Origin of the sequence: Streptomyces sp. H39-C1 (assembly GCF_027158125.1) — a bacterium.
Taxonomy (GTDB): domain Bacteria; phylum Actinomycetota; class Actinomycetes; order Streptomycetales; family Streptomycetaceae; genus Actinacidiphila; species Actinacidiphila fildesensis.
Genome location: NZ_JAPVLS010000008.1, coordinates 88,744 through 114,064, shown reverse-complemented (window position 1 = coordinate 114,064; position 25,321 = coordinate 88,744). Strand labels below are relative to the sequence as shown.

The following is a 25,321-nucleotide window of genomic DNA, read 5'->3' as shown; positions in this document are numbered from 1 at the left end:
CAGTGATGCTGGAGCTGCCACCTTGGGTGGACGCGCACTGCCACGGGGTCGTCCCCGGGGAGCTGGGCCTCGGCTCGTTCGAGGCGCTCCTCACGGGGGCCGCCGCGCCCGGCACCACGCTCTTCGACAGTCCCGCCGGCTTCGCCGTGCGCCGCTGGTGCCCGCCCCTCCTCGGACTGGAACCGCACTGCACCCCCGCGCACTACCTGGCAGGACGCCGGGAGCTGGGCGCGTACGAGGCCACCCGGCTGCTGTTGCGGGGCACCGGGATCGGCGCCCATCTGGTGGACGCCGCCGTGGGAGCCGGGGCCTGGGACGGCGCCGCCGGTCCGATGCCCGCCGCACAGGCCCCCGACCTCACCTCGCCCAAGGAACTGGGCGCGGCCGCGGCCGCCGCGGCGTACGAGATCGTCCGGCTGGAACCGCTGGCGCAGCAGGTCGCCGACACCTCGGGGACCACGGGTGCGTTCCTCACCAATGTCGCCGAGGCGGTGCACGGAGCGGCCCGGACGGCCGTCGCGTTCTCGGTGGCCGACACCTGTCCGCCCGGCTTCCCGGCCGGGCCGCCCGACGCCCGCCTGGTACGGCGCGCGGCCGGCGCCTGGCTGGCGGGTCGTACGGCCGGCGAACCGCTCGACGATCCGGTGCTGCTGCGCCATCTGGTGTGGAACGCCGTCGCGACCGGTCTGCCGTTGCAGATCCGCGGCCCCGCGGGCGCCGACCCGCTGCGGCTCACCGGCTTTCTGCGCGCCACCGCGGGTCTCGGCACCGACGTGGTGCTCTTACGGGGATTCCCGAACCACCGGCCGGTCGCCCGGCTGGCGGCCGCGTTCGCGCACGTCTACACGGACATCGGCTCCGCGCCGGCGGCCCCGGCGCTGGCCGGGACGCTGGAACTGGCGCCCTTCGGCAAGGTGCTCTTCTCGACCGGGGCGTACGCGCTGCCCGAGCTGTACGTGACCGGGGTCCGGTTCTTCCGCGAGGCGCTGGAGCGGCTGCTCACCGACCGGGTGGCCGACGGTGCCTGGACGCCGTCCGACGCGCGGCGCGTCGCGGGCATGATCGTCGCGGGGAACGCGCGGCGGGTCTACGGACTGGAGCGGCACGCGGACCGCGCCGGGTCAGGCCGTGGACGCGAGCGCTGAGCCGGACTGCGCCGGGCCCGGGATGCCGGGCTGCGCCGACGGGCGCTCGCGCATCGACAGCGCGACCCGCAGCACCCCGATCCAGATCAGTGCCGAGCCGAGCATGTGCAGCCCGACCAGCACCTCCGGCAGGTGCGTGAAGTACTGCACATAGCCGATGACGCCCTGCGCCAGCAGGACGAGGAACAGGTCCCGGGTACGGGCCTTCGGCCCGGCCGGCGCGTCCACGGCGCGCAGCACGAACCACAGCGCGAGCGTGAGGGCCACCACGACCCAGGCGAGGTCGGCGTGCAGCTGCGCGACGGTCTTCCAGTCGATGGGGATGCGGTGCACCTCGGTGGAGTCGCCCGCGTGCGGCCCGGCGCCGGTCACGACGGTGCCCACCGCGATCAGCAGCGCGCAGCCGACGGTCAGCACCCAGGCCAGCTGCTGCACCGGCCGGCCCACCAGCGGGCGCGCCGCCCCGTCGCCCTCGCGGGCCCGCTGCCAGGTCACCACGGCGACCGTGATCAGCGCGCTGGAGAGCAGGAAGTGCCCCGAGACGACATAAGGGTTGAGGCCGGTCAGCACCGTGATGCCGCCGAGTACCGCGTTGCCCATGACCACCCAGAACTGGGCCCAGCCGAGCCGGGTCAGGCTGCGCCGCCACGGCTTCTGCGAGCGCACCGCGATGATCGCCCAGCCGACCGCCGCGCACAGCACGTACGTCAGCATCCGGTTGGTGAACTCGATGGCGCCGTGGAAGCCCATCTCGCTGGTGGCCGTCAGGCTCTGGTCGGTGCACTTGGGCCAGGTCGGGCAGCCGAGCCCCGAGCTGGTCAGCCGCACCGCGCCGCCGGTCACCACGATGACCACGGCCATCGCGAGGGCGGCCGCGCAGGCCCGCTGGACCGTCACCGGGGACGGGGTCCAGCGGCGGGCGATGCGGGCGAGCGGATTACGGGCGACTTCGGGCAACTTCGGCACGCGCCCATCGTAAGCGGCAGCTTGTGCAACTTTTCACGAGGGGGTCAGGAGGCGCCCGGCACACTTAACATCGAGCGGAGAAACCGCGACTGGGGGAAATATGACAACCGACAAGAGCGGTTCGGTCAACCGGCGGAGAATGCTCTACGGGGGCGCCGCGGTGGTCGCGGGGGCGGGCATCGCGGGATACGCGAGCGGGGAGTGGAACGCGCCCGCGGCGGCGTCGGGGAACGCCGACCGTCCCGGTGTGGCGGACGTCATGGCGGACTTCGGGGCCAAGGGCGACGGAAAGACGGACGACAGCGCGGCCTTCGCCGCCGCGTACGCGTACGCCGAGTCGCGGATCTCGGGCGGTGTGGGGCACACCGTGATCGACGTGCCGCCGGGGGTGTACCTGGTCACGAAGCCGGGCGCGCTGCTCGCCGGCGACAAGGCGGACAAGCGCGCGAGCGGCCTGCGGTTCCGGGGCGCCGGGATGCGGATCAGCGAGATCGTCTTCGCGCCGAAGTCGGCCAAGGACGCCTACCTGTGCCGCAACAACAACATGTGGAGCAACATCTCGTTCGAGGGGCTGCGCTTCACCTCGGGCACGCCCGGCGCCTCGTTCTTCTCCTCGTACTCCACCGGCTGGGCCCAGAACTACCGCTTCTCCGAGTGCGAGTGGATGGGGGAGTGGGAGTACGGCCTCGCCCTGGACGGCAGCAACAACAACTCGGAGATGCGCTGGGAGGCCTGCCGGGTGGGCGGCGCCTACCGCAAGGCGTTCCTGTACTCCGGGCTCTCCAAGCGGTCGGAGAAGCGCGAGCAGCAGGACCAGTTCCTCAACTACTGGTTCACCGACATGACGGTCACCTACGACTGGGGCAACTTCCTGGAGTTCCCCTACGGGGGCTCGATCACCTGCCGCAGCGGCAGCTACATCATCACCGGCCGCCGCCCCACGCCCCATCCGGAGTACGGGTTCGAGAGCGCCTTCTTCCGTTTCCCGCGCGCCTCGCACTTCGACTCCGTGCAGCGCTTCCACGCCGAGGACATCCGCTTCGAGATACGCGACCCCGCGGTCGTGGTCATCGACTGCGAGTGGAACAGCGGCACGGTCCACTTCAACGACTGCGACGACACGTCCCAGTCGTACAAGCAGTACTCGGACGGCCTCACCGCGCACCGCTACAACATCGGCGCGAGCGGCCCGCTGGTGCGGTACGACATGTGCCAGCTCTCCGGGGCCCACCAGTACCGGCCCACGGCCGGTGCGCAGCTGCCGACCAGCGTCCGCTACGACATGTGCCGGATCGTGGACCACGCCGCGGACGCGTTCGTCGCCGCGGGCTCGCACGACAAGAAGTTCGCCCGCTTCGTCGACTGCATCATGCCGGGCTGAGGAGCCCTTCCGGCGGGCCCGTCACTCCCACTTGAAGAAGCGCGCCGCCGCGCCGAGCCCCACGACCGCCCACACCAGCAGGATCGCGAGATTGCCCCAGGGCATGCCCGCGCCGTCCCGCAGCACGTCGCGCAGGCCGTCGGACAGGGCGGAGACCGGCAGCAGCCGCAGCACGTCCTGCGCCGCGCCCGGGAACCTGTCCAGCGGCACGATGATCCCGCCGCCGACCAGCAGCAGCAGGAAGACGAGGTTCGCGGCGGCGAGCGTCGCCTCCGCCTTGAGGGTGCCGGCCATCAGCAGGCCGAGCCCGGAGAAGGCGGCGGTGCCCAGCACGAGCAACAGCACCACGAAGAGCGGGTTTCCGTGCGGCGACCAGCCCAGCGCGAACGCGATCGCCGTCAGCAGCACGATCTGCAGCACCTCGGTGACCAGCACCGAGCCGGTCTTCGCGGCCATCAGCGCCCAGCGCGGCAGCGGCGAGGCGCCGAGCCGCTTCAGCACGCCGTAACGCCGCTCGAAGCCGGTCGCGATGGCCTGGCCGGTGAACGCGGTGGACATCACGGCGAGCGCCAGGACGCCGGGAGCCAGGAAGTCGACGGCCTTGCCGGAACCTGTGTCGACGATCGGGACGGCGCTGAACAGGACGAGCAGCAGTGCCGGGATCACGACGGTCAGCAGCAGCTGCTCACCGTTGCGCAGCAGCATCTTCGTCTCGAACGCCGTCTGCGCGCCGATCATGCGGGACAGCGGCGCCGCGCCCGGGTCGGGAACGAATGTTCCGCCGGCCCCGGATGCGGTGTCCGCCGCCGTGTTCTCTGCCGTCGTCACGCGCGCAGCTCCTTGCCGGTCAGGTCCAGGAAAACGTCCTCAAGGGTGCGGCGCTCGACCGCCAGCCGGTCCGGCATGACGCCGTGCTGCGCGCACCAGGAGGTGACGGTGGCGAGCAGCTGGGGATCGACGGCGCCCTCGATCCGGTAGCTGCCCTGCGTCAGCTCGGCCGCCGCGGTGCCGTCCGGCAGCGCCTTGAGCAGCGAGACGAGGTCGAGGCCGGGGCGGCCGGTGAAGCGCAGGGTGTTCTCGGCGCCGCCCCGGCACAGCTCCTCGGGGGTGCCGTGGGCGATGGACCGGCCGTGGTCGATGATCACGACCTGGTCGGCGAGCTGTTCCGCCTCGTCCATGAAGTGGGTGGTGAGGACGACGGTGACCCCGTCGGCGCGCAGCTCCCGTACGAGATCCCAGGTGGCGCGGCGGGCCTGCGGGTCGAGCCCGGCGGTGGGCTCGTCGAGGAAGACCAGTTCCGGCCGGCCGACGACGGCCATGGCGAGCGCGAGCCGCTGCTGCTGGCCGCCGGACAGCCGGCGGTACGGGGTGCGGCCGCAGGACTCCAGGCCGAGCCGCTCGATGAGCAGCGCGGGATCCACCGGGCGGGCGTGCAGCGCGGCGGTGTGCCGCAGCATCTCCTCGGCGCGCGCCCCCGGGTACACGCCCCCGGACTGCAGCATCACTCCGATGCGCGGCCGCAGGGCGGCGCCCTCGGTGGCCGGGTCGAGGCCCAGCACCCGGACGCTCCCGGCGTCGGCGCGCCGGTAGCCCTCACAGGTTTCGACGGTGGTGGTCTTGCCCGCGCCGTTCGGCCCGAGCACGGCGGTCACCGAACCGGCCGCCACCGTCAGGTCCAGACCGTCCACCGCGGACTTGTCGCCGTACCGCTTGACCAGGCCGGCGATCTCGACCGCCGGTGACTGACTGGTGCTGCCGCTTCGCATGCCTGTGAGTCTAAGGAGCGCCGGTCGGTGCCCTGAACCCGCCCGGGGCGGGACGCCCGGCGGCCGGACGGAATGCGCGGGGAAAAGATCTTGATTCAGTAATTCCGCAGGTCAACTTAGGTTTGCCTAAGTGACGAACTCCACCGGGAGTGGAATCCGGCATGGGTTGCCGGGGCCCGATGAATTACGCAACAATGAAGTTGTGAAAAACGTCGGCGCGGCCCAGGAGGAGCAGACGACCGGGGAGCGGAGTACCCGCAACCGGGTCGCCCGGTCGATCCTGGACCACGGTCCTTCGACCACCGCCGACCTGGCGGAGCGGCTGGGCCTCACCCAGGCCGCCGTCCGCCGCCACCTGGACCATCTCGTCGCGGAGAACATCGTCGAGCCGCGTGAGCAGCGGGTCTACGGGGCACGCACCCGAGGACGCCCCGCCAAGGTCTTCTCGCTCACCGACTGCGGGCGCGACGCCTTCGACCAGGCCTACGACCAGATCGCGGCCGACGCGCTGCGCTGGATCGCGCAGTCCGCCGGCGGCGGGGAGACGGGCGATGCCGCGGTCACCGCGTTCGCCCGGGCCCGGGTCGCCAAGCAGGCGGACCGCTACCGTGCCGCCGTCGAGGCGGCGGACCCCGCCCAGCGCACCCAGGCGCTCGCCAAGGCCTTGAGTGAGGACGGGTACGCTGCTACCACCCGCAGTGCGTCGGCCGTCTCCGGCGCGCGGGAGCCCGCCGGCGAGCAGCTGTGCCAGCACCACTGCCCGGTGGCGCACATCGCCGAGGAGTTCCCGCAGCTGTGCGAGGCGGAGGCCGAGGTCTTCTCCCACGTGCTGGGAACCCACGTCCAGCGGCTGGCCACCATCGCCCACGGCGACGGCGTCTGCACGACGTACATCCCGCAGCACCCGCAACACCAGCAAAAACAGCAGGCCGGTACCGCAGTGAATACCAATACCGCAGTGAATAACGCATCCGCCAGTACGGCCGGGAGGAACCCCGCATGACTGCTCCCACGGAGACCACGCACCCGGAACTCGATGGGCTGGGCACGTACGAGTTCGGCTGGTCCGACTCGGACGCCGCCGGTACCAACGCCCGGCGTGGAATCAACGAGGATGTCGTGCGCGACATCTCCGCGAAGAAATCCGAGCCGGAGTGGATGCTGAAGCTGCGGCTCAAGGGTCTGAAACTGTTCGGCAAGAAGCCCATGCCGACCTGGGGCTCGGACCTCAGCGGCATCGATTTCGACAACATCAAGTATTTCGTGCGCTCCACCGAGAAGCAGGCCGCTTCCTGGGAGGACCTGCCCGAGGACATCAAGAACACCTATGACCGGCTGGGCATCCCGGAGGCCGAGAAGCAGCGTCTCGTCGCCGGTGTCGCCGCCCAGTACGAGTCCGAGGTCGTCTACCACCAGATCCGTGAGGACCTGGAGGAGCAGGGCGTCATCTTCCTCGACACCGACACGGCGCTGAAGCAGTACCCGGAGATGTTCCAGGAGTACTTCGGCACCGTCATCCCGGTGGGCGACAACAAGTTCGCCTCGCTGAACTCGGCCGTGTGGTCCGGCGGATCGTTCATCTACGTCCCCAAGGGCGTGCATGTCGACATCCCGCTGCAGGCCTACTTCCGTATCAACACGGAGAACATGGGCCAGTTCGAGCGGACGCTGATCATCGTCGACGAGGACGCCTACGTCCACTACGTCGAGGGCTGCACCGCGCCGATCTACTCCTCGGACTCGCTGCACAGCGCCGTGGTCGAGATCATCGTGAAGAAGGGCGGCCGCTGCCGCTACACGACCATCCAGAATTGGTCGAACAACGTCTACAACCTGGTCACCAAGCGCGCGGTCGCCTACGAGGGCGCCACGATGGAGTGGGTCGACGGCAACATCGGCTCCAAGGTGACCATGAAGTACCCGGCCGTCTACCTGATGGGCGAGCACGCCAAGGGCGAGACCCTGTCCATCGCCTTCGCGGGCGAGGGCCAGCACCAGGACGCCGGCGCGAAGATGGTGCACATGGCGCCGAACACGTCGTCCAACATCGTCTCCAAGTCCGTGGCGCGTGGCGGCGGCCGTACCTCCTACCGCGGTCTCATCGAGATCGGCGAGGGCGCGGCCGGAGCCAAGTCCAACGTGCTCTGTGACGCCCTGCTCGTCGACACGATCTCCCGCTCGGACACGTACCCGTACGTGGACGTCCGTGAGGACGATGTCTCCATGGGCCACGAGGCGACCGTCTCCAAGGTCTCCGACGACCAGCTCTTCTACCTGATGAGCCGCGGTATGACGGAGTTCGAGGCGATGGCGATGATCGTGCGCGGCTTCGTTGAGCCGATCGCGCGTGAGCTGCCGATGGAGTACGCGCTGGAGCTGAACCGCCTGATCGAGCTGCAGATGGAAGGCTCCGTCGGCTAGTACGACGTCACCGTACGGGTGCGCGAGCGCACCCGTACGGTCCGACGGCCTGTCCACCAGCGACGCGACGACGTTCATCCAGAAAGAGAGCAGTACGACAAGCCATGGCTGACAACATCCCTGCCGGCAGCACCACCGAAGGTGCCATCACGGTGGGTCACCCCGCCGATGCCCGGGTCAGCGCCGCGCCGTCCTACGACGTGGCCGACTTCCCGGTGCCGCACGGTCGCGAGGAGGAGTGGCGTTTCACTCCCCTGGAGCGGCTGCGCGGCCTGCACGACGGCACCGCGAAGGCGAACGGCGGCCTCCGGGTCGACGTGACCGCCCCCGAGGGCGTCACCGTCGAGACGGTGGACCGCACCGACGCCCGCGTCGGCAAGGCCGGCAAGCCCGCGGACCGGGTCGTGGCCCAGGCGTTCAGCTCCTTCGAGAAGGCCTCGGTCGTCTCGATCCCCAAGGACCTCGTGCTCACCGAGCCGGTCCGGATCGCTGTGCACGGCGAGGGCGGCACCGCCTACGGCCACCAGGTCATCGAGATCGGTGCCTTCGCCGAGGCGGTCGTGGTCATCGACCACACCGGTGACGCCACGCTCGCCGCCAACGTCGAGTACCTGATCGGCGACGGCGCCAAGCTCACCGTCGTCTCGGTCCAGGACTGGGACGACAGTGCGGTGCATGTCGCCCAGCACACCGCGCTGGTCGGCCGCGACGCCCGCTTCAAGTCCGTGATCGTCACCTTCGGCGGCGACCTGGTCCGGCTGCACCCGCGGGTCATCTACGGTGCCCCGGGCGGCGACGCCGAACTGTTCGGCCTGTACTTCACCGACGAGGGCCAGCACCAGGAGCACCGGCTCTTCATCGACCACGACACGCCGCACTGCCGCAGCAACGTCACGTACAAGGGCGCGCTGCAGGGCAAGGACGCGCACGCGATCTGGATCGGCGACGTCCTCATCCGCGCCGCCGCCGAGGGCACCGACACCTACGAGCTCAACCGCAACCTGATCCTCACGGACGGCGCGCGGGTCGACTCGGTCCCGAACCTGGAGATCGAGACCGGCGAGATCGCCGGTGCCGGCCACGCCTCGGCGACCGGCCGCTTCGACGACGAGCAGCTCTTCTACCTCATGTCCCGCGGCATCCCGACCATCGAGGCCCGCCGGCTGGTCGTGCGCGGCTTCTTCGGCGAGCTCGTCCAGCAGATCGGTCTGCCCGACCTCGAAGAGCGCCTGATGGCGAAGATCGACGCGGAGCTGGAGGCGTCCGTCTGATGGCCACGGCCCAGGATGCCCAAGGTTTCGTCATCGCCTGCTCGCTGAGCGAGCTGGAGGACGACACGCCCAAGCGCGTCGAGATCGGCAGTACGCCGGTGTCCGTGGTGCGCACCGAGGGCGAGGTGTTCGCGATCAACGACATCTGCTCGCACGCGAACGTCTCCCTCTCGGAGGGCGAGGTCGAGGACTGCCAGATCGAGTGCTGGCTGCACGGCTCCAGCTTCGACCTGCGTACCGGCAAGCCGTCCGGGCTGCCCGCGACGCGACCCGTACCCGTATACCCCGTAAAGATCATCGGCGACGACGTGCTCGTCTCCGTCACCCAGGAGTCCTGAGGCACCCATGGCAACGCTTGAGATCCACGACCTGCACGTCTCCGTCGAGGCCGAGAACGGCCCCCGCGAGATCCTCCGCGGCGTCGACCTGACCGTGAAGCAGGGCGAGACGCACGCCATCATGGGCCCCAACGGCTCCGGCAAGTCCACCCTGGCCTACTCGGTGGCCGGCCACCCGAAGTACACGATCACCAGTGGCACCGTCACGCTCGACGGCGAGGACATCCTCGCGATGACCGTCGACGAGCGCGCCCGCGCCGGCCTGTTCCTCGCCATGCAGTACCCGGTCGAGGTCCCCGGAGTCTCGGTCTCCAACTTCCTGCGCACCTCGGCCACCGCGATCCGCGGCGAAGCTCCCAAGCTCCGCACCTGGGTCAAGGAGGTCAAGTCCGCGATGGAGCAGCTCCAGATGGACCCGGCCTTCGCCGAGCGCAACGTCAACGAGGGCTTCTCCGGCGGTGAGAAGAAGCGCCACGAGATCCTCCAGCTGGAGCTTCTCAAGCCGAAGATCGCGATCCTGGACGAGACGGACTCCGGTCTGGACGTCGACGCGCTGCGCCAGGTCTCCGAGGGCGTCAACCGCGTCCGCGAGACCGGTGAGGTCGGCACGCTGCTGATCACCCACTACACCCGCATCCTGCGCTACATCAAGCCCGACTTCGTTCACGTCTTCTCGAACGGCCGCATCGCCGAGTCCGGCGGCGCCGAGCTGGCCGACAAGCTGGAGAACGAGGGCTACGAGGCATACAGCACGAAGGGCGGCGCTTCCGCGTGACACCACTGCATGGCCTCCTCGACACCGAGGCGATCCGCAAGGACTTCCCGATCCTGGACCGCATGGTCCACGACGGCAAGAAGATCGTGTACCTGGACAACGCTGCGACCTCGCAGAAGCCGCGCCAGGTGCTCGACGCGCTGAACGCGTACTACGAGCAGCACAACGCCAACGTCCACCGTGGCGTGCATGTGCTCGCCGAGGAGGCCACGGCGCTCTACGAGGGCGCGCGCGACAAGGTCGCCGCGTTCATCAACGCGCCGAGCCGTGACGAGGTGATCTTCACCAAGAACGCCTCGGAGTCACTCAACCTCGTCGCGAACATGCTGGGGTGGGCCGACGAGCCCTACCGGGTGGACCGCGAGACCGAGATAGTGATCACGGAGATGGAGCACCACTCCAACATCGTTCCGTGGCAGCTGCTCTCGCAGCGCACCGGTGCGAAGCTGAAGTGGTTCGGGCTGACCGACGACGGCCGGCTCGACCTCTCCGACATCGACCAGGTGATCACCGAGAAGACGAAGATCGTCTCGTTCACCCTGGTCTCCAACATCATGGGCACCATCAACCCGGTCGACGCGATCGTCCGGCGTGCCCAGGACGTCGGCGCACTGGTCCTCATCGACGCCTCGCAGGCCGCGCCGCACATGCCGCTCGACGTGCAGGCGCTCGGCGCCGACTTCGTGGCCTTCACCGGCCACAAGATGTGCGGCCCGACCGGCATCGGCGTGCTGTGGGGCCGCCAGGAGCTGCTCGAGGACCTGCCGCCGTTCCTCGGCGGCGGCGAGATGATCGAAACCGTCTCGATGCACTCCTCGACGTACGCCCCGGCGCCGCACAAGTTCGAGGCCGGCACCCCGCCGATCGCGCAGGCGGTCGGGCTGGGCGCGGCCGTGGACTATCTGACCGCGATCGGTATGGACAAGATCGAGGCCCATGAGCACGCCATCACCGAATACGCGGTGAAGCGCCTGCTGGAGGTCCCGGACCTGCGGATCATCGGCCCGACGACGGCCGAGGACCGGGGCGCCGCGATCTCGTTCGTGCTGGGTGACATCCACCCGCACGATGTGGGCCAGGTACTGGACGAACAGGGCATCGCGGTCCGCGTCGGACACCACTGCGCGCGCCCGGTCTGCCTGCGCTACGGAATTCCCGCGACCACGCGGGCGTCGTTCTATCTGTACTCCACCCCCGCGGAGGTAGACGCCCTCGTCGAGGGACTGGAGCACGTACGGAACTTCTTCGGGTGAGGGCTGACTGGTGAAGCTGGATTCGATGTACCAGGAAGTGATCCTGGACCACTACAAGCACCCGCACGGGCGTGGCCTGCGCGACGGTGACGCCGAGGTGCACCACGTCAATCCGACGTGCGGCGACGAGATCACGCTGCGGGTCAAGCTCGACGGCTCGAAGATCGTGGACGTCTCCTACGAGGGCCAGGGCTGCTCGATCAGCCAGGCCAGCGCCTCGGTGATGAACGAGCTGGTGGTCGGGCGCGAGCTGGACGAGGCGATGAAGGTCCAGGAGGTCTTCCTGGAGCTGATGCAGTCCAAGGGCAAGCTGGAGCCGGACGACGCGATGGAAGAGGTGCTGGAGGACGCTGTCGCGTTCGCCGGTGTCTCCAAGTACCCGGCGCGCGTGAAGTGCGCCCTGCTGAGCTGGATGGCGTGGAAGGACGCGACCGCACAGGCGCTGTCCGAAAGGGAGTCCGCATGACCGACAACGCAGAAGTGGCCGAGGTCGAGGCCGAGGCCGTGTCCGCAGTCACCACCAAGCCGGCTTCCGAGGAGGAGGTCCGCGAGGCGCTGTACGACGTCGTCGACCCCGAGCTGGGCATCGACGTCGTCAACCTGGGCCTGATCTACGGCATCCACGTCGACGACTCGAACGTCGCGACGCTGGACATGACGCTCACCTCGGCGGCCTGCCCGCTGACCGACGTCATCGAGGACCAGGCGCGTTCGGCGACCGACGGACTGGTCGCCGACCTCAAGATCAACTGGGTCTGGATGCCGCCGTGGGGCCCGGACAAGATCAGCGACGACGGTCGCGAGCAGCTGCGCGCGCTCGGCTTCAACATCGGCTGAGCACGCACCGCACCACCGGTACCACCGGACGGCCCGCACGCCTCGCGCGTGCGGGCCGTCCGCCGTTGTTCGCCGGATGTATGCCCTGCGGGGGTCCCTCGTTGTCGGCCGTGCCCGAGGGTTTGCCACGACATCAGCGACGTCGAAGGGCACTCCTCGTGCAGCCTTACGTTTCCCCGTCCGTCCGCAGGGCCGGTCTGGCCGCGGGTGCGGCTCTCGCCCTGGGCGCCATGGGCCTCGCCGCTCCCGCCCCCGCGCACGCCGCGAGCTACGGCACGCCGGTCATCACGCTGTCCGCCGCGTACCTGTCGGGTGCCGTCGGTGCGACCGGCGACCCGGTGGTCACCGCGACGGTCTCGCAGAGCGGCGCCGACGCCTCGGCGCTCACGGTGGCCGCCTCGGCCAGCTCGAAGTCCGCCGTCGCGGGCACGGGCGACGTCACGGTGACGGGGACCGGCGGGGCCCGCCGGGTCGCGGTGGCCGCGCACGGCTCCGGCTACACCGATCTGACGCTGAAGGTCACCGGTCTCGGCGGCAAGACCGCGACCAAGACGCTGCACTACGCGGCCTCGCCGGCGGTCCAGTTCGCGGCGGACACCCGCTACTTCACCGGTTCGAGTGACGCCTCGGCCGCGGTGGACGTCGGCGGCGGCTACGCCGTCGTGGCCGACGACGAGTCCAACACGCTGCGGCTGTACGACCGCGCCGCATCCGGGGCGCCGGTGCACACCTGGGACTTCAGCTCCTCGCTCGGCGTCTCCAAGGAGATCGACATCGAGGCGGCGGCCCGGGTCGGCAACACGATCTACTGGACCGGCTCGCTGGGCAACAACAAGGACGGCGAGATCAAGCCCGACCGCGCCACGCTGTTCACCACGACGGTGACCGGCTCGGGCGCGAGCACCCAGCTCGCGCTGGGCGGCAAGTACAAGGACCTGCGCGCCGACCTGATCGCCTGGGACAAGGCCAACGGCGACCACTACGGCTTCGCGGCCGGCGCCGCCTCGGGCGAAGTGCCCAAGCAGATCGACGGGTTCAACGTCGAGGGCCTGGAGTTCGCGCCCGGCAGCACCACCACCGCGTACATCGGCTTCCGCGCCCCGCTGGCCCCGCACGTGCCGGGCGGCAAGGCGCTGATCGTGCCGGTCACCAACATCGACAAGGTGATCACCGGCACCAAGGCCGTCTTCGGCGCCCCGATCGAGCTCGACCTGGGCGGCCTCAGCATCCGCGACATCCGCAAGAACGCCGCCGACCAGTATCTGATCGTGGCCGGCTCCTGGGCCGCCGACGACAACAGCGACCCGTACGCGCTGTACTCGTGGGACGGCGTCCCGGGCCACGCCCCGGTCCAGCGGGTCCAGTTGCCGACCACCGACGCGGGCGGCTGGGAGGCCGTCGTGGACGTCCCGGACCTGACCGTGCCGGGCGCCCGCGCGCAGCTCGTCACCGACGACGGTTCGGCCGACCTGTACGGCGACGGCACCGACGCGAAGGACCTCACGCACGCGGAGTGGAAGAAGTCCCGCGCGACCTGGTTCACGGTGAGCTGACCCGGCCGCCGGTTCCGACTCATGTGTACGGGCGTACGCATCGTTGCGTACGCTGGTACACATGGGGTACATCATGCTGGGCGGCGCCATCATCGCCGAGATACTCGGAACCACCGCGATGAAGTACAGCGACGGCTTCAGCAGGCTGTGGCCGTCGGCGATCACGGTCACCGGCTACGTCATCGCCTTCGCGCTGCTCGCGCAGACGTTGAAGACGGTCGAGGTCGGGACCGCGTACGCGATCTGGGCGGGCGTCGGCACCGCGATGATCGCGGCGATCGGGATGGTCTTCCTGGGGGAGGCGGCGAACGCCGCGAAGGTCCTCGGGGTGCTGCTGGTGATCGCGGGCGTCATCGTGCTCAACCTCGGCGGGTCGCACTGATGGCCCGCCGCTACGACCCCGACCGGCGCCGCCGCATCATCGACGCCGCGATCCGGGTGGTCGGCGAACGCGGCATCGCCGGGCTCAGCCACCGCTCGGTCGCCGCCGAGGCGGACGTCCCCCTCGGCTCGACCACGTACCACTTCGCGACCCTCGACGACCTGCTCGTCGCCGCCCTCCGCCAGGCCAACGAGGGCTTCGCCCAGTCCATCAAGGACAGCCCGCTCTTCGCGGATCCGAGTTCCGGGCCGGGGGCCGGGCCGGGCTCAGAGCCGGGCCCAGGGCCGGTAGCCGGGCCGGGGGACGGGCTGGAATCCCGGGTCGAACCGGCCACGCCGGCCGCTGTCGCGGACGAGCTGTCCCGGCTGCTGGAGGTGTGGCTCTCGGGCGACCGGACCCTGATCGAGCTGGACTACGACCTCTACCTCGCGGCCCTGCGCCGCGAGGCGGTCCGCCCCATCGCGGCGGAATGGGTCGACCAGGCCACCACCCTCCTCGCCACCCACACCGACCCGGCCACCGCCCGCGCCCTGATCGCCCTCATCGACGGCATCTGCCTCCAGGTCCTCCTGACCGGAGGCACCTACGACCGCGCCTACGCCCGCGAAATGTTCGGCCGCCTGCTCGGCTGACGCTCCGGTCGGTGCGGTGTCAGGGCCGGCTGTGGGTGCGGACGGTGGTCAGGGCGGTGTCGATGCTCTGGGTGATGTCGGTGATCGGGTAGATCACCTCGCGGATGACGCGGTCGGCGTCGATGACCAGGGTGAGGCGTTTGAGGCGGGTGGTGCCGCCGGCGCGGAAGGTGGGGAGGCGGAGGGCGGCGGTGAGGGTGAGGTCCGCGTCCGAGAGGAGCGGGAAGCGCAGGCGCTCCTTGGCGGCGAAGGCGCGCTGCTCGTCCGGGCGCTGGCCGCTGACGCCGTGCACCGCGGCCCCCGCCGCGGTGAAATCGGCGAGGCGGTCGCGGTAGGTGCACGATTCGAGGGTGCAGCCCGTCGCGCCCGGGATGCCGGCCCACCCCGGAGGGTAGGACTCGGGGCGGGCGTACGCGCCGGGAAAGCAGTACAGGACGGTGAACGCGGCGTCCGCGACCGGGTCGTGGGCCATGCCGTCCGCCCCGGGAAGGGTCAGTCGCGGCACCCGGGTGCCGATCAGGTCGTGGACGCGTCCGGCCTCGCGGGAGCCCTCGGCCGCGGTGGCGGTGGTGACGGGGGGCTCTCCGTCCCCGAGGATCCAGGCGTCGCCCCAGTCCTGGAGGGCGACCAGCACGGGCAGCAGCGCCCGGCCGCGCGGCGTCAGCCGGTACTCGTGGCGGACCGGCCGTTCCTGATAGGGCTCGCGGGCCAGCACCCCGGCGTCGACCAGCAGTTTCAGCCGTTCGGCGAGCACCTTGCGGGACATGCCGAGTTCGCGCTGCAGCTCGTCGAAGCGGTGCACGCCGCGGGCGCAGTCCCGGACGATCAGCAGCGTCCACCAGTCGCCGACCACGTCCAGAGCCTGGGCGATGGCACAGTTCGCGTCCCCGAGGTCGGTTCGCCGGGCCATGCGACACCCCCTGTCCTCCGGTCCGTTCCGGATACGCCGTTGACCGTGGCGTCCCATCCTGCCATGGTCAGTTCCCATAAGGAACTCATTCGGGTGGGGAGACGGCATGGCGAGCGGGGCGCGGGGCGGCGGCGGGATACGGGGCGGCGCGATACGGGACGTACCGAAGGTCGTGTGGCTGCTGGCCGCGGGGACGTTCGTCAACATGCTCGTCAGCTTCACCTTCGTGTACCTCTTCGTGTACCTGACCGGTCAGCGCGGGCTCGGCGTGCCGCAGGCCGGGCTCATCGCGGGCGCGGGCGGTATCGGTCTGGTCGCAGGCAACTTCACCGGCGGCTGGTTCGGGGACCACTACGGCCACCGCCGCACCATGCTCGCCGGAGCGTTCGTCTCCGGCCTCGGACTCGTCGCGCTGCCCGTCCTGCCGACGCCCGCCCTGATCCTGGTGCTGCCGCTGTGCCAGTACGCGAGCGGCACCGTCCGCGCCGCGAACGCCGCGCTCGTCGCGGTCTCCGTACCCGAGGGGGCGCGGCGGCAGGGCTTCGCCGTCCACCGTTTCGCGGCCAACGCCGGCTTCACCGTGGGTCCGCCGCTCGGCGCGCTGCTCGCCGCGCACTTCTCGTACGGCTGGCTCTTCGTGGCCGACGGCCTCGGCACCCTGGCCTTCGCCGGCTACGCGGCCCGCGTCCTGCCGGCGCACGTCGCACGCCGCCACCGGGCCTCCGTGCCGGCGGACGCCCCCGGGCTGTGGACGGCGCTGCGCGCCCGTCCCGCCGTCCTCGTCCTGCTCGCCGCGATCGTCGTCGTCGACACCGTCTACCGGCAGCAGTACTCGACCCTGCCGGTCTTCCTCGCCGACCACGGCATCGGCACCGGCGTCTACGGCTGGCTGCTCGCCCTCAACGGCGGTCTGATCCTCTGCCTGGAACTGCCGGCCGCCGTCGGGCTGCGCAAGCGCGCGCCCCTGAAGATCATCGGCGCCGGGCTGGTCCTCGTCGGAGCCGGCTTCGGCGGCCTCGCCGCCGGCGCGTACATCGCGACCGCCGTGCTCATGATGCTGCTGGTCACCGGCGGCGAGATCCTCTACAAGACCCCCGCCTCGGCCTATGTCGCCGACAGCTCGCCCGCGCACCTCCAGGGCCGCTTCCAGAGCCTGTACGCCGGCGCCTCGATCAGCGGCGCCGTCCTGGGCCCGCCGCTCGGCGGCGCGCTGTACTCGGCGGCGCCGGGGCTGCTCTGGCCGGTGTGCGGCGCGCTCGCCGCGCTGGCCGGGGCGGCGGTGCTGACGGCGGGGGCGCGGGAGCGGCGGTCCATGGACAAGGCACTCGTGTCGTCGCCGTCCCCTTCGCCGTCCTCGTCACCGTCCTCGTCACCGTCCCCGTCGCCGGTCCCGAGCGAGATCCAGACCTGACCGCCTTCCTCCCGGCACCCTCGGCCACGACGCCTCCGGCGGAAACCCGGTTCCGCATGCCGGGCCGGTTGGGCATCGGGCGTGACCAGCGGCTAGCGTGCGAGGCATGACTGACACGACCGCTTCGACCGTTAACCGCTCCACCGGCGCCGTTGCCGCCGGCCTTGCCACCATCGCCGATGACGGCACGGTCCTGGACACCTGGTACCCCGCCCCCGAGCTCGTCGCCGACCCCGGTCCGGCCGGCACCGAGCGGCTGACCGCCGAGCGCGCCGCCGAGCTGCTGGGCGCCGCCGCGCCGAAGGCGCTCGGGCCGGACCCGCGCCGCGGGGTGGAGGTCGTCGCCGTACGTACCGTCATCGCCTCGACCGACGACAAGCCGCTCGACGCGCACGACGCCTACCTGCGCCTGCACCTGCTCAGCCACCGTCTGGTGCGCCCCAACGGGCAGAACCTGGAAGGCCTGTTCGGGCTGCTCGCCAATGTCGCCTGGACCTCCATCGGCCCGGTACCGATCGCCGGGATCGAGGCCGCGCGCCTCGCCGCCCGCGGTGAGGGCCTGCACCTCTCCGTCTACGGCGTCGACAAGTTCCCGCGTATGACGGACTACGTCACCCCCGCCGGCGTCCGTATCGCCGACGCCGACCGTGTCCGCCTCGGCGCCCACCTCGCCGCGGGCACCACCGTCATGCACGAGGGCTTCTGCAACTTCAACGCCGGAACGCTCGGCACCTCCATGGTCGAGGGCCGGATCTCGCAGGGCGTCGTCATCGGCAACGGTTCCGACATCGGCGGCGGCGCGTCGATCATGGGCACCCTCTCCGGCGGCGGCAAGGAGGTCGTCTCCATCGGCGAGCGCTGCCTGCTCGGCGCCGAGTCCGGCATCGGCATCGCGCTCGGTGACGACTGCATCGTCGAGGCCGGCCTGTACGTCACCGCCGGCACCCGCGTGACGCTCCCGGACGGCCGGATCGTCAAGGCCCTGGAGCTCTCCGGAGCCGACAACATCCTCTTCCGCCGCAACTCCACCACCGGCACGGTCGAGGTCCTGCAGCGCACCGGCTCGTGGGGCGGCCTCAACGAGCTGCTGCACAGCCACAACTGACGCACCGGAACAGCGGACAGCGCGACGGCCGGCCCCTTCACCACCGGGGGCCGGCCGTTCCGCATGCGGTATCAGCGGTAGATGTTGTCGGCGTAGCGGGGGCCGTAGTAGGCCTCCAGGTCCGCCAGCTCCTCGTCCTTGCGTTCCAGGCTCTTCGCGATCCGGGCCCGGGACGGCGCCGCGTCCGGGTTCCAGGCCTCGTGCTTCCAGAGCGCGGAGCGCAGCAGCGACTTCGAGCAGTGGTGGAAGACCTCCTCGATGTCGACGACGAGCGCGAACTGCGGGCGGTGGCCCTTCACGATCATGTCGTCGAAGAACGCGGCGTCACGGACCAGCCGGGCGCGGCCGTTGATGCGGAGCGTGTCGCCGCGTCCCGGGATCAGATAGACCAGGCCGACGTGCGGGTTGGCCAGGATGTTGTGGAAGCCGTCGGCCCTGCGGTTCCCCGACCGCTCCGGGAGGGCGATCGTGGTGTCGTCGAGGACCAGCGTGAACCCGGCGGGGTCGCCCTTGGGGGAGACATCGCAGTTGCCGTCCGCGTCCGAGGTGGCGACCAGGCAGAAGGGCGAGGCGGCCAGCCACGCCTTGTCGTGCTCGTGCAGACTCGGCCGCTCCTTCGTCGCGTCCCGCCGCGACGGCTCCCCGAGCAGCTCCCGCAGTTCCGCCGCCGACGTGATCTCCCGCATCTCCAACGCCCCCTGTGAGTTCCACCGAGGAACCCACACGCTACCGGAGCCCTCCTCGACGAGGAGGGCGCGGGGCGCCCGCCGAAACCGGCGGGCGCCCCGGACCTCACGCTGCTACGGACCTCATGCCGCAACGGAGCTCATACCGCTACCGGCGCATGCCGTTACGGGCGGACGCGGACGACCTGCGGGTCGTGGTCGCTCGCCTGGTCGGCGAACTCGGAGTTGATGTGGACGACGTCGTAGTCGGGCGAGCCGAGGGAGGGGCTGACGAGGATGTGGTCCAGCACCTGCGAGTTGCCCTGGAAGACGTACGAGTAGCGCTCGCTGGGACGCAGCGTCAGGACGAGGTCCTTGAGCGCGCGGCCCTCGGTGAGGCGCAGGCCGGCGGCGGAGAACTCGTAGTCGTTGATGTCGCCGAGGACGACGACCCGGGCGTCCTTCTGGACCGCCTGGATCTGCCGTACGAAGGTGTTGACCTGGACGGACTGCTGCAGGCGCTTCGTCTCGGAGCTGCGCACCACCGGCTGGGTGCGGCTGGTCAGCGGGCTGTCGCCGCCCTTGGAGGCGAAGTGGTTGGCGATGACGATGACGGGCTTGCCGCGGAAGGTGAACTCACCGGCGAGCGGCTTGCGGCTGTCGGCCCAGGCGCTGTCGCCGGGGGCGATCCGGCCGGGGGAGACGCTGAGCGCGGCCTTGCCGTGGATGCTGGAGACCCAGACGGGGGTGGTGGCGTTGCCACCGGGGCGGTCGGTGAAGGAGACCCGCGCCGGGTTGTAGAGGAACGCCTGGCGGATGTTGCCGCCGGGCTCGCCGCCGTCGGTCCCGTTCGTCGGGTCGATGGAGCGCCACTGGTAGCGCGGGCCGCCGGCGGCGACGATCGCGTCGATGAACTTGTTCACCGTTTGGTCGGCGGCGACCGTACCGTCGTTGACGGCGCCGTTGTTGTCCTGGATCTCCTCCAGGGCGACGATGTCGGGTGAGGCGAGGTGCGTGACGACGCCGACGGCGAGCCGGTCGAACTTGGTCTGCGGGTCGGACGGGTCCAGGTTCTCGACGTTGTACGTCGCGACCGCCAGCTCGTCCTTCTTCTGCTTGCGCGTCGTCTCCGGCTGCAGACCGCCGGAGGTGACCGTGCCGATGGTGCGCGCGGTGAGGGTGTAGCCGCCGAACTGGTTGAAGTCCAGCGGGCCCTCGGTGGTGCCGGTGAGCACATCGCCGACGTTCGCGGTCGGGAAGGGCTGCTGGGCGGTCGGGATCAGGGACTGGATCTGCAGCCGGCCGGAGTTCTGGTTCGCGTAGGCGCCGTAGACGGTGCCGCCGCGCGGGGTCGGGTTCTCCTTGGGTCTGACCGTCACCCACAGCTCGGAGTACGGGTCGGTGGCGCCGACCACGCGGGTGTCGGCGACCTGGACGTTCATCCCTTCCAGGGATTCGTACAGGTCCAGTGCGTACGTCGCGGGCCGCAGCGGCAGCGCCTCGATGCTGTTGGCGGCCGCCGCGTCGCCGGTCGGGGCGTACGCGGCGGGGACGGCGGCGCTGTTCAGCACCACCGGGGCGGGCAGCGCGTTGCCGGAGGAGACGACGGTCACCACCGGCTTGGTGATCTCGGTGACGGACTGGTCGCCGATGGTCTTGCCGCCCGGGTAGTACTCGCTGACCGTGCCGGAGACCGTCACCGAGTCACCGACCGCCACCGTGGGGTTGGAGCTGGTGAAGACGAAGACGCCTTCGCTGGTCGCCGGGTCCGCGTCCGGTGTCGGGTCCTGCATCCAGAAGCCCTTGGAGGAGCCGTAGGCGCGGACACCGGTGACGATGCCGGGCACCGCGGTCACGGCCTGGCCGGACAGCGGGGACAGCCGGGTGGCGCCCTGGAGGTCGTGAATGCGCACGCCGTCGGCGGCGGTCGTGTTCGCGGTCGCGGACTGCGGCATGGCCAGCAGTCCGGCCGCGAGCGCGGCGGTGGCTATGGCGCCGATGGAGCGAGGGGTGGTCAACGTGGCCTCCGTGAGGGATACGGGCGAGCGCGTCACTGATGTGCGATCAACGGTCTCCGGTACAAGTTCTACGCGCGTCAATTTCCTTGTACGGCATGTGTGTTGTCAAGAGCCGGACAACGGACGAAAAGGGAACGAACCTTGACCGGAAGGTGAACCGGACGTGCCGCGTGCCGACGCGTCTAGGCTGGGTTCGCGCTGCCCCACCGGCGCGGCGCTGTCACCCCCCACCGCTGTTGAGGAGAACCCCGCCATGGACGCTGACCGCCTCGCCCTGCCGCCGGTGCGGCTGCTTCCCGAGGACGAGCTGGCTCGGCTCGCGCTCGCCGTACCGCTGCTCGAGCGTGCGGTCCGGCTGGCCCGCTGGGCCGGTCCCGACACCCGGGTCGACGTCATGGGCGAGCTGACGGAGGACGACCGGCTGCGCGCGGCGGCCGAACTCGGCCTCACCGCCGACCAGGACGGCCTGGCCGAGACCTCGCAGGCCTGGGGCATCGCCCTCGACACCGGCATGGTCGAGCTGGAGATCGACGAGGCCGCAGGCGAGGCCACGGAGCCCGGCGACCCCGCGGGCACCGCACTGCCCGGCGAGGCGCTCTCGCAACTGACCGCCGGTGAGCCGCAGGACGTCCTGGAGGTCTGGCTCGCCACCGCGGAGGCCGCCCTCGCCGAGGCCGCCTCTCCGGACTTCGAGGGGCTGCGCGCCGCCATCGGCGGCGACCAGGACGACGACGGGGTCCTGGACCTCGACGCGCTGGACTGGGACCCGGAGGAGGAGGCCGAGTTCCTCGACACGGCGCTCGCCAACCTGTACGCGTACAGCGCGATGGAGGAGGCCGGGTACGAGTCCGTGCCGCTGCCCGTCCTGGCGGCCTCGCTCGTCGTCCCCGAGGACATGGACGAGCCGACGGACGCCGTCCTCGAGGAGGTCACCGAGGTCATGATGCGGCTGGACGACCACTTCCGGCTGCTCGCCCCCACCGGCCTGATCGAGTACCGGCCGGTCGACGACGCGCTCATCGAGGAGACCGACGAGGACGGGAGCGCGGGCGACGAGGCCCTGCCGGCCGAACTCGACCCGGAGGAGATCTCCCGCTACGGCCTGGTCCGGCTCACCCCGCTCGGGGTGTTCGGCGTCCGCGCCCGGCTGCTCGACGCGGGCGCCCACGCCCCCGCCACCGGCGACCTCGCCGACCGGACCGCGGCCGTGCTCCTGGACGCGATGACCGACTACCCGGACCAGGCGGCCCGCGCCGAGGCCGAACTGTGGCTCGACGGCCGCAAGCCCGACGAAGCGGCGCGCGAGCTGCTCATCGCGTCCACCGGCGACGACCTGGGCGCGCCCGGCCGCCGGCTGATGTGCCAGCAGACCCTCGGCCTGCTCGGCCCGGACGCCGAACCCGCGCTGCGCGAGGTGCTCGACGACCGCCGGCTCGGCGGGCTGGCCCGGGTGTGGCTCACCGAGCGCGGAGCGCAGGACGTGCCGGCGCCGGACGAGGCGATGGTGTTCTGGCTGACCGTCGACACCCTGGCCGCGCAGCTCGACTCGGACCACGGCCCCGAGCTGCTCGCCGAACTCGTGACCGGCCTCGTCGCCCAGCACGACGGCTTCTTCGACGCGGTGTGGCGCGTCGACCACCCGGCCACGTCGGACGTCCTGGAGGCGATGGGACGGCTGCACCCCGACAAGGCGGTCGCCAAGACCGCCCGCAAGGCCGCGTTCAAGGCCCGCTCCAAGGCGAGTGGCTGAGACGGCAGATGCCGCACGGGCGCCGCACCAGGTGGTGCGGCGCCCGTTGGACCGAGCAGCGCCGTTGTACCGAGGGGCGGAGCGCCGCGGTTCCGCGCGGCGAGGCGCCGTTGCGCCGAGGGGCGGACCGCTGGGCCACCGCGCGGCGAGGCGCCGTTGTCCTGAGGGGCGGGCGCCGCTATACCGGGGGTGGGGCGCCGTCGCGCCTGGTGTCCGCCGGGCCGGAGGAAGCCGGTCCGGTCACGTTGTCGAGCTCATCCGTACGTCGCCCGCCTGTGGCCGGACGCAGTTCACACGGCGTTCTTGTCGGGGCAGGAGCGTAACCGCCGCAGCCCGCGACAGAAGGAGCCCAGAGTGCCGCTCACCCGAAGAGACTTCGTTCAGCGCACGGCGATCACCGGTGCCGGTGTAGCCCTGGCCGGTGCCGTCGACGTACTCGCCACCGCCCCGGGCGCGCTCGCCGCGGACACCCCGGCCACGACCGCCGCCAAGGCGGCGGCCGCCGGGCACCACGCGCCCGAGCTCGGCTACGGCCCGATCGTCGAGGACCCGCAGGGCCTGCTCGGGCTGCCGGCGGGCTTCTCGTACCGGGTCATCACCCGCACCGGCGTCACCACGCTGGAGACCGGTGAGTCCACCCCGTCGAACCACGACGGCACGGCCACCTTCGAGGGCGTGCGCGGTGCGACGCTGCTCGTCAACAACCATGAGCTGCGCGGCAAGCGGGCCGACTGGCCGCACCCGGTGCCGCTCATCGAGGGCCTGGTCTACGACCCGGCGGCGGCCGGCGGCTGCACCGTCGTCGAGGTAGCCAAGCACGGCGACCACGTGGCCGAGTGGGTCGGCATCGCCGGTACCTCCACCAACTGCGCGGGTGGCGCGACTCCCTGGGGCACCTGGCTGACCTGCGAGGAGACCGAGGACAAGGCCGGCTCCAACGGCATGACCAAGGACCACGGCTACGTCTTCGAGGTCGACCCGTACCACCGCAAGGCCAACCTCGACCCGAAGCCGATCAAGGCGCTGGGCCGGTACGCGCACGAGGCGGTCGTCGTCGACCCCAAGCGCGGCCACCTGTACCTCACCGAGGACGCCTCCGGCCCGAACGGGCTGCTCTACCGCTGGACGCCGCCGGCCGGCTTCCACCACGGCCGCGGCCACCTGGACACGCTCGGCGACACCGCTGGCGTGCTGCAGGCGTTCAAGTGCTTCGACTCCGGTGGCAAGTTCGTCGACGACCTGTCGCGGGCGACGAAGACCGGCACGGTCTACGGCGTGGACTGGGTCGACGTCCCGGACCGCGACGCGAAGACCGTCTCGGTGCGCAAGCAGTTCGCGGCCGGTGAGGTCACCCGGGCCCGCAAGCTGGAGGGCATGTGGTGGGGCGACGGCGGCACCTACATCGTCTCGTCCTTCGCCCGTGACGAGAGCCCCGTGCCGCACGACGGCGCGGTCTGGTTCTACGACCCGAAGCGCCGCACACTGACCCTCAAGGTGCTGCTCGGCGTCAACCCCGACCCGGGCGCCGACGGCCCGTTCGACGGCCCGGACAACATCACCGTCTCGCCCTACGGCGGCCTCGTCATCGCCGAGGACGGCGAAGGCATCCAGCACCTCTTCGGCGCCCTGGACGACGGCCGGACCTACCCGATCGCCCGCAACGAGCTGAACATCGGCACCGACCTGGAGCCGGCGTACAGCGAGTTCACCGGGGTGACCTTCTCGCCCGACGGACACACGCTGTTCGCCAACATCCAGGAGCCGGGGATCATGCTCGCGATCACCGGCCCCTGGCGTCGGCAGAAGCACTGCTGACCGGCCGCACCTGCTGACCGGCCGACGCTGCTGATCAGGTGACCAGCCGGCCGCTGTGGCGCTACAGCGCCGCAGCGGCCGGCTTCACCATGCCCTTGGCGCTGCGGGAGTCGATGAAGTCGCCCAGGGCGGTCATCTCCCACTCGCCGGAGAACTGCTTGACCATCTTGCACATCAGGGCCCCGGTGCGGGCCTCGCCGTTCGTCAGGTCGAAGCGCACCAGCTCCTCGCCGGTGGCGCCGTCCAGGAGCCGGCAGTACGCCTTGGCGACCTTGTTGAACTTCTGCCCGGAGTAGGAGTTGACGGTGAAGACGAGGCCGGTGACCTCGGGCGGCAGGCCGCCGAGGTGGACGGTGATCGTCTCGTCGTCCCCCGCGCCCGCGCCGGTGAGGTTGTCGCCGGAGTGCTGGATGGCGCCGTTGATGATGCTGAGCCGGCCGAAGTAGCAGGTCTCGATGTGGTTGCGGGTCGGGCCGTACGCGATGACCGAGGCGTCCAGGTCGATGGCCCGGCCGCCGAAGGCCGGCTCCCAGCCGAGGCCCAGCCGCACCGAGGACATCAGCGGCTTGCCGCCCTTGACCAGCGAGACGGACTGGTTCTTCGTGAGGCTGACCCGGCCCTTGTCCAGGTTGATCTTCGCCGGAGCGGCGGGCGCGGCCGGCGGCTGCGGCGGGGGCGAGCTCGGCATGACGGGCGGCGGGCCGAAGCCCTGCGGGGCGGCGGGCGGGGCCTGGGGGGCCTGGGGGGCCTGCGGGGCCGCGGGTGCCTGGGGAGCCGGGGGTGCCTGCGGGGCGGCTGCCTGCGGGGCGGCCGGGGCGGCGGTCGCGGGCTCCTCCACGCTCACCCCGAAGTCGGTGGCGATCCCGGACAGCCCGTTGGAGTACCCCTGGCCGACCGCGCGCACCTTCCACGCGCCACCGCGCCGGT

At 71.1% G+C, this 25,321-nt stretch carries 24 protein-coding genes; 17 read left to right on the top strand and 7 right to left on the bottom strand.

Going from position 1 to position 25,321, the window contains the following annotated elements:
- Positions 1-5 precede the first annotated feature (5 nt).
- Positions 6-1,145 (top strand): amidohydrolase, encoded by a 1,140-nt coding sequence (locus O3W51_RS07975; RefSeq protein WP_138356344.1) that lies wholly within the window; start codon positions 6-8, stop codon positions 1,143-1,145.
- On the opposite strand, the gene O3W51_RS07970 is transcribed toward O3W51_RS07975, so the two are convergent.
- Positions 1,122-2,111 carry a COX15/CtaA family protein gene (locus O3W51_RS07970; RefSeq protein WP_138356345.1) on the bottom strand — a complete coding sequence of 330 codons (990 nt, stop codon included), beginning with the start codon at positions 2,109-2,111 and terminating at the stop codon, positions 1,122-1,124. The genes O3W51_RS07975 and O3W51_RS07970 overlap by 24 nt on opposite strands.
- Before the next feature lie 100 nt (positions 2,112-2,211).
- Here O3W51_RS07970 and O3W51_RS07965 point away from each other — a divergent pair, with 100 nt between their 5' ends.
- Entirely contained in the window at positions 2,212-3,492 is a 1,281-nt protein-coding gene (locus O3W51_RS07965; RefSeq protein ID WP_232484795.1) for a glycoside hydrolase family 55 protein, read from the top strand.
- Positions 3,493-3,513: 21 nt separating this feature from the next.
- On the opposite strand, the gene O3W51_RS07960 is transcribed toward O3W51_RS07965, so the two are convergent.
- Both O3W51_RS07960 and O3W51_RS07955 read right to left on the bottom strand, forming a co-directional pair.
- Complete coding sequence (locus O3W51_RS07960; RefSeq protein WP_187145279.1) at positions 3,514-4,230, bottom strand: ABC transporter permease; 717 nt, start codon at positions 4,228-4,230, stop codon at positions 3,514-3,516.
- A gap of 86 nt (positions 4,231-4,316) precedes the next feature.
- Entirely contained in the window at positions 4,317-5,258 is a 942-nt protein-coding gene (locus O3W51_RS07955; RefSeq protein ID WP_138356347.1) for an ABC transporter ATP-binding protein, read from the bottom strand.
- Between the two features lie 202 nt (positions 5,259-5,460).
- Between O3W51_RS07955 and O3W51_RS07950 the strand changes: the two genes are divergently transcribed.
- The 11 genes from O3W51_RS07950 (at position 5,461) to O3W51_RS07900 (ending at position 14,720) form a co-directional block, all read left to right on the top strand.
- Positions 5,461-6,261 (top strand): helix-turn-helix transcriptional regulator, encoded by an 801-nt coding sequence (locus O3W51_RS07950; RefSeq protein WP_244809126.1) that lies wholly within the window; start codon positions 5,461-5,463, stop codon positions 6,259-6,261.
- Positions 6,258-7,679, top strand: a complete 1,422-nt coding sequence (sufB, locus tag O3W51_RS07945) for a Fe-S cluster assembly protein SufB (protein ID WP_138356348.1) — start codon at positions 6,258-6,260, stop codon at positions 7,677-7,679. The genes O3W51_RS07950 and sufB overlap by 4 nt, the downstream gene beginning before the upstream one ends.
- Positions 7,680-7,783: 104 nt before the next feature.
- Positions 7,784-8,950 carry a Fe-S cluster assembly protein SufD gene (gene sufD / locus O3W51_RS07940; protein ID WP_138356349.1) on the top strand — a complete coding sequence of 389 codons (1,167 nt, stop codon included), beginning with the start codon at positions 7,784-7,786 and terminating at the stop codon, positions 8,948-8,950.
- Positions 8,950-9,288 carry a non-heme iron oxygenase ferredoxin subunit gene (locus O3W51_RS07935; RefSeq protein ID WP_138356350.1) on the top strand — a complete coding sequence of 113 codons (339 nt, stop codon included), beginning with the start codon at positions 8,950-8,952 and terminating at the stop codon, positions 9,286-9,288. The genes sufD and O3W51_RS07935 overlap by 1 nt, the downstream gene beginning before the upstream one ends.
- 7 nt (positions 9,289-9,295) lie before the next feature.
- A complete protein-coding gene (gene sufC / locus O3W51_RS07930; RefSeq protein WP_138356351.1) occupies positions 9,296-10,063 on the top strand; it encodes a Fe-S cluster assembly ATPase SufC in 768 nt (255 codons plus the stop codon).
- Entirely contained in the window at positions 10,060-11,316 is a 1,257-nt protein-coding gene (locus tag O3W51_RS07925) for a cysteine desulfurase (protein ID WP_138356352.1), read from the top strand. The genes sufC and O3W51_RS07925 overlap by 4 nt, the downstream gene beginning before the upstream one ends.
- 10 nt (positions 11,317-11,326) lie before the next feature.
- Positions 11,327-11,782, top strand: a complete 456-nt coding sequence (gene sufU, locus O3W51_RS07920) for a Fe-S cluster assembly sulfur transfer protein SufU (protein ID WP_138356353.1) — start codon at positions 11,327-11,329, stop codon at positions 11,780-11,782.
- The gene (locus O3W51_RS07915) at positions 11,779-12,153 is read left to right on the top strand and encodes a metal-sulfur cluster assembly factor (protein ID WP_138356354.1); all 375 of its coding nucleotides are present in this window, start codon (positions 11,779-11,781) and stop codon (positions 12,151-12,153) included. Before sufU ends, O3W51_RS07915 begins: the two co-directional genes overlap by 4 nt.
- A 230-nt stretch (positions 12,154-12,383) precedes the next feature.
- Positions 12,384-13,706: a hypothetical protein gene (locus O3W51_RS07910; protein WP_138356368.1), complete on the top strand. Its 1,323-nt coding sequence runs from the start codon at positions 12,384-12,386 to the stop codon at positions 13,704-13,706.
- Between the two features lie 61 nt (positions 13,707-13,767).
- Positions 13,768-14,088: a DMT family transporter gene (locus O3W51_RS07905; protein WP_138356355.1), complete on the top strand. Its 321-nt coding sequence runs from the start codon at positions 13,768-13,770 to the stop codon at positions 14,086-14,088.
- Positions 14,088-14,720 (top strand): TetR/AcrR family transcriptional regulator, encoded by a 633-nt coding sequence (locus tag O3W51_RS07900; protein WP_138356356.1) that lies wholly within the window; start codon positions 14,088-14,090, stop codon positions 14,718-14,720. Before O3W51_RS07905 ends, O3W51_RS07900 begins: the two co-directional genes overlap by 1 nt.
- A 19-nt stretch (positions 14,721-14,739) precedes the next feature.
- Here O3W51_RS07900 and O3W51_RS07895 read toward each other — a convergent pair whose 3' ends face one another.
- Positions 14,740-15,630, bottom strand: coding sequence for a winged helix-turn-helix transcriptional regulator (locus tag O3W51_RS07895; protein WP_138356357.1), 891 nt, complete (start codon positions 15,628-15,630; stop codon positions 14,740-14,742).
- Between the two features lie 106 nt (positions 15,631-15,736).
- Here O3W51_RS07895 and O3W51_RS07890 point away from each other — a divergent pair, with 106 nt between their 5' ends.
- Positions 15,737-17,041, top strand: coding sequence for an MFS transporter (locus O3W51_RS07890; protein WP_138356358.1), 1,305 nt, complete (start codon positions 15,737-15,739; stop codon positions 17,039-17,041).
- Between the two features lie 106 nt (positions 17,042-17,147).
- Complete coding sequence (gene dapD / locus O3W51_RS07885) at positions 17,148-18,146, top strand: 2,3,4,5-tetrahydropyridine-2,6-dicarboxylate N-succinyltransferase (protein WP_138356359.1); 999 nt, start codon at positions 17,148-17,150, stop codon at positions 18,144-18,146.
- Positions 18,147-18,217: 71 nt separating this feature from the next.
- Here dapD and O3W51_RS07880 read toward each other — a convergent pair whose 3' ends face one another.
- Together O3W51_RS07880 and O3W51_RS07875 are read right to left on the bottom strand one after the other, a co-directional pair.
- Positions 18,218-18,832 (bottom strand): pyridoxamine 5'-phosphate oxidase family protein, encoded by a 615-nt coding sequence (locus O3W51_RS07880; RefSeq protein WP_138356360.1) that lies wholly within the window; start codon positions 18,830-18,832, stop codon positions 18,218-18,220.
- Positions 18,833-18,996: 164 nt separating this feature from the next.
- Positions 18,997-20,829, bottom strand: a complete 1,833-nt coding sequence (locus tag O3W51_RS07875; protein WP_306664945.1) for an endonuclease/exonuclease/phosphatase family protein — start codon at positions 20,827-20,829, stop codon at positions 18,997-18,999.
- Positions 20,830-21,082: 253 nt separating this feature from the next.
- Here O3W51_RS07875 and O3W51_RS07870 point away from each other — a divergent pair, with 253 nt between their 5' ends.
- Together O3W51_RS07870 and O3W51_RS07865 are read left to right on the top strand one after the other, a co-directional pair.
- Positions 21,083-22,579, top strand: a complete 1,497-nt coding sequence (locus O3W51_RS07870) for a hypothetical protein (RefSeq protein ID WP_269284882.1) — start codon at positions 21,083-21,085, stop codon at positions 22,577-22,579.
- 354 nt (positions 22,580-22,933) lie between these two features.
- Positions 22,934-24,394, top strand: coding sequence for an alkaline phosphatase PhoX (locus O3W51_RS07865; RefSeq protein WP_138356362.1), 1,461 nt, complete (start codon positions 22,934-22,936; stop codon positions 24,392-24,394).
- 61 nt (positions 24,395-24,455) lie between these two features.
- Here the strand turns inward: O3W51_RS07865 and O3W51_RS07860 are convergent.
- On the bottom strand, positions 24,456-25,321 hold an 866-nt coding region (locus O3W51_RS07860), incomplete at its 5' end, for a TerD family protein (protein WP_269284879.1).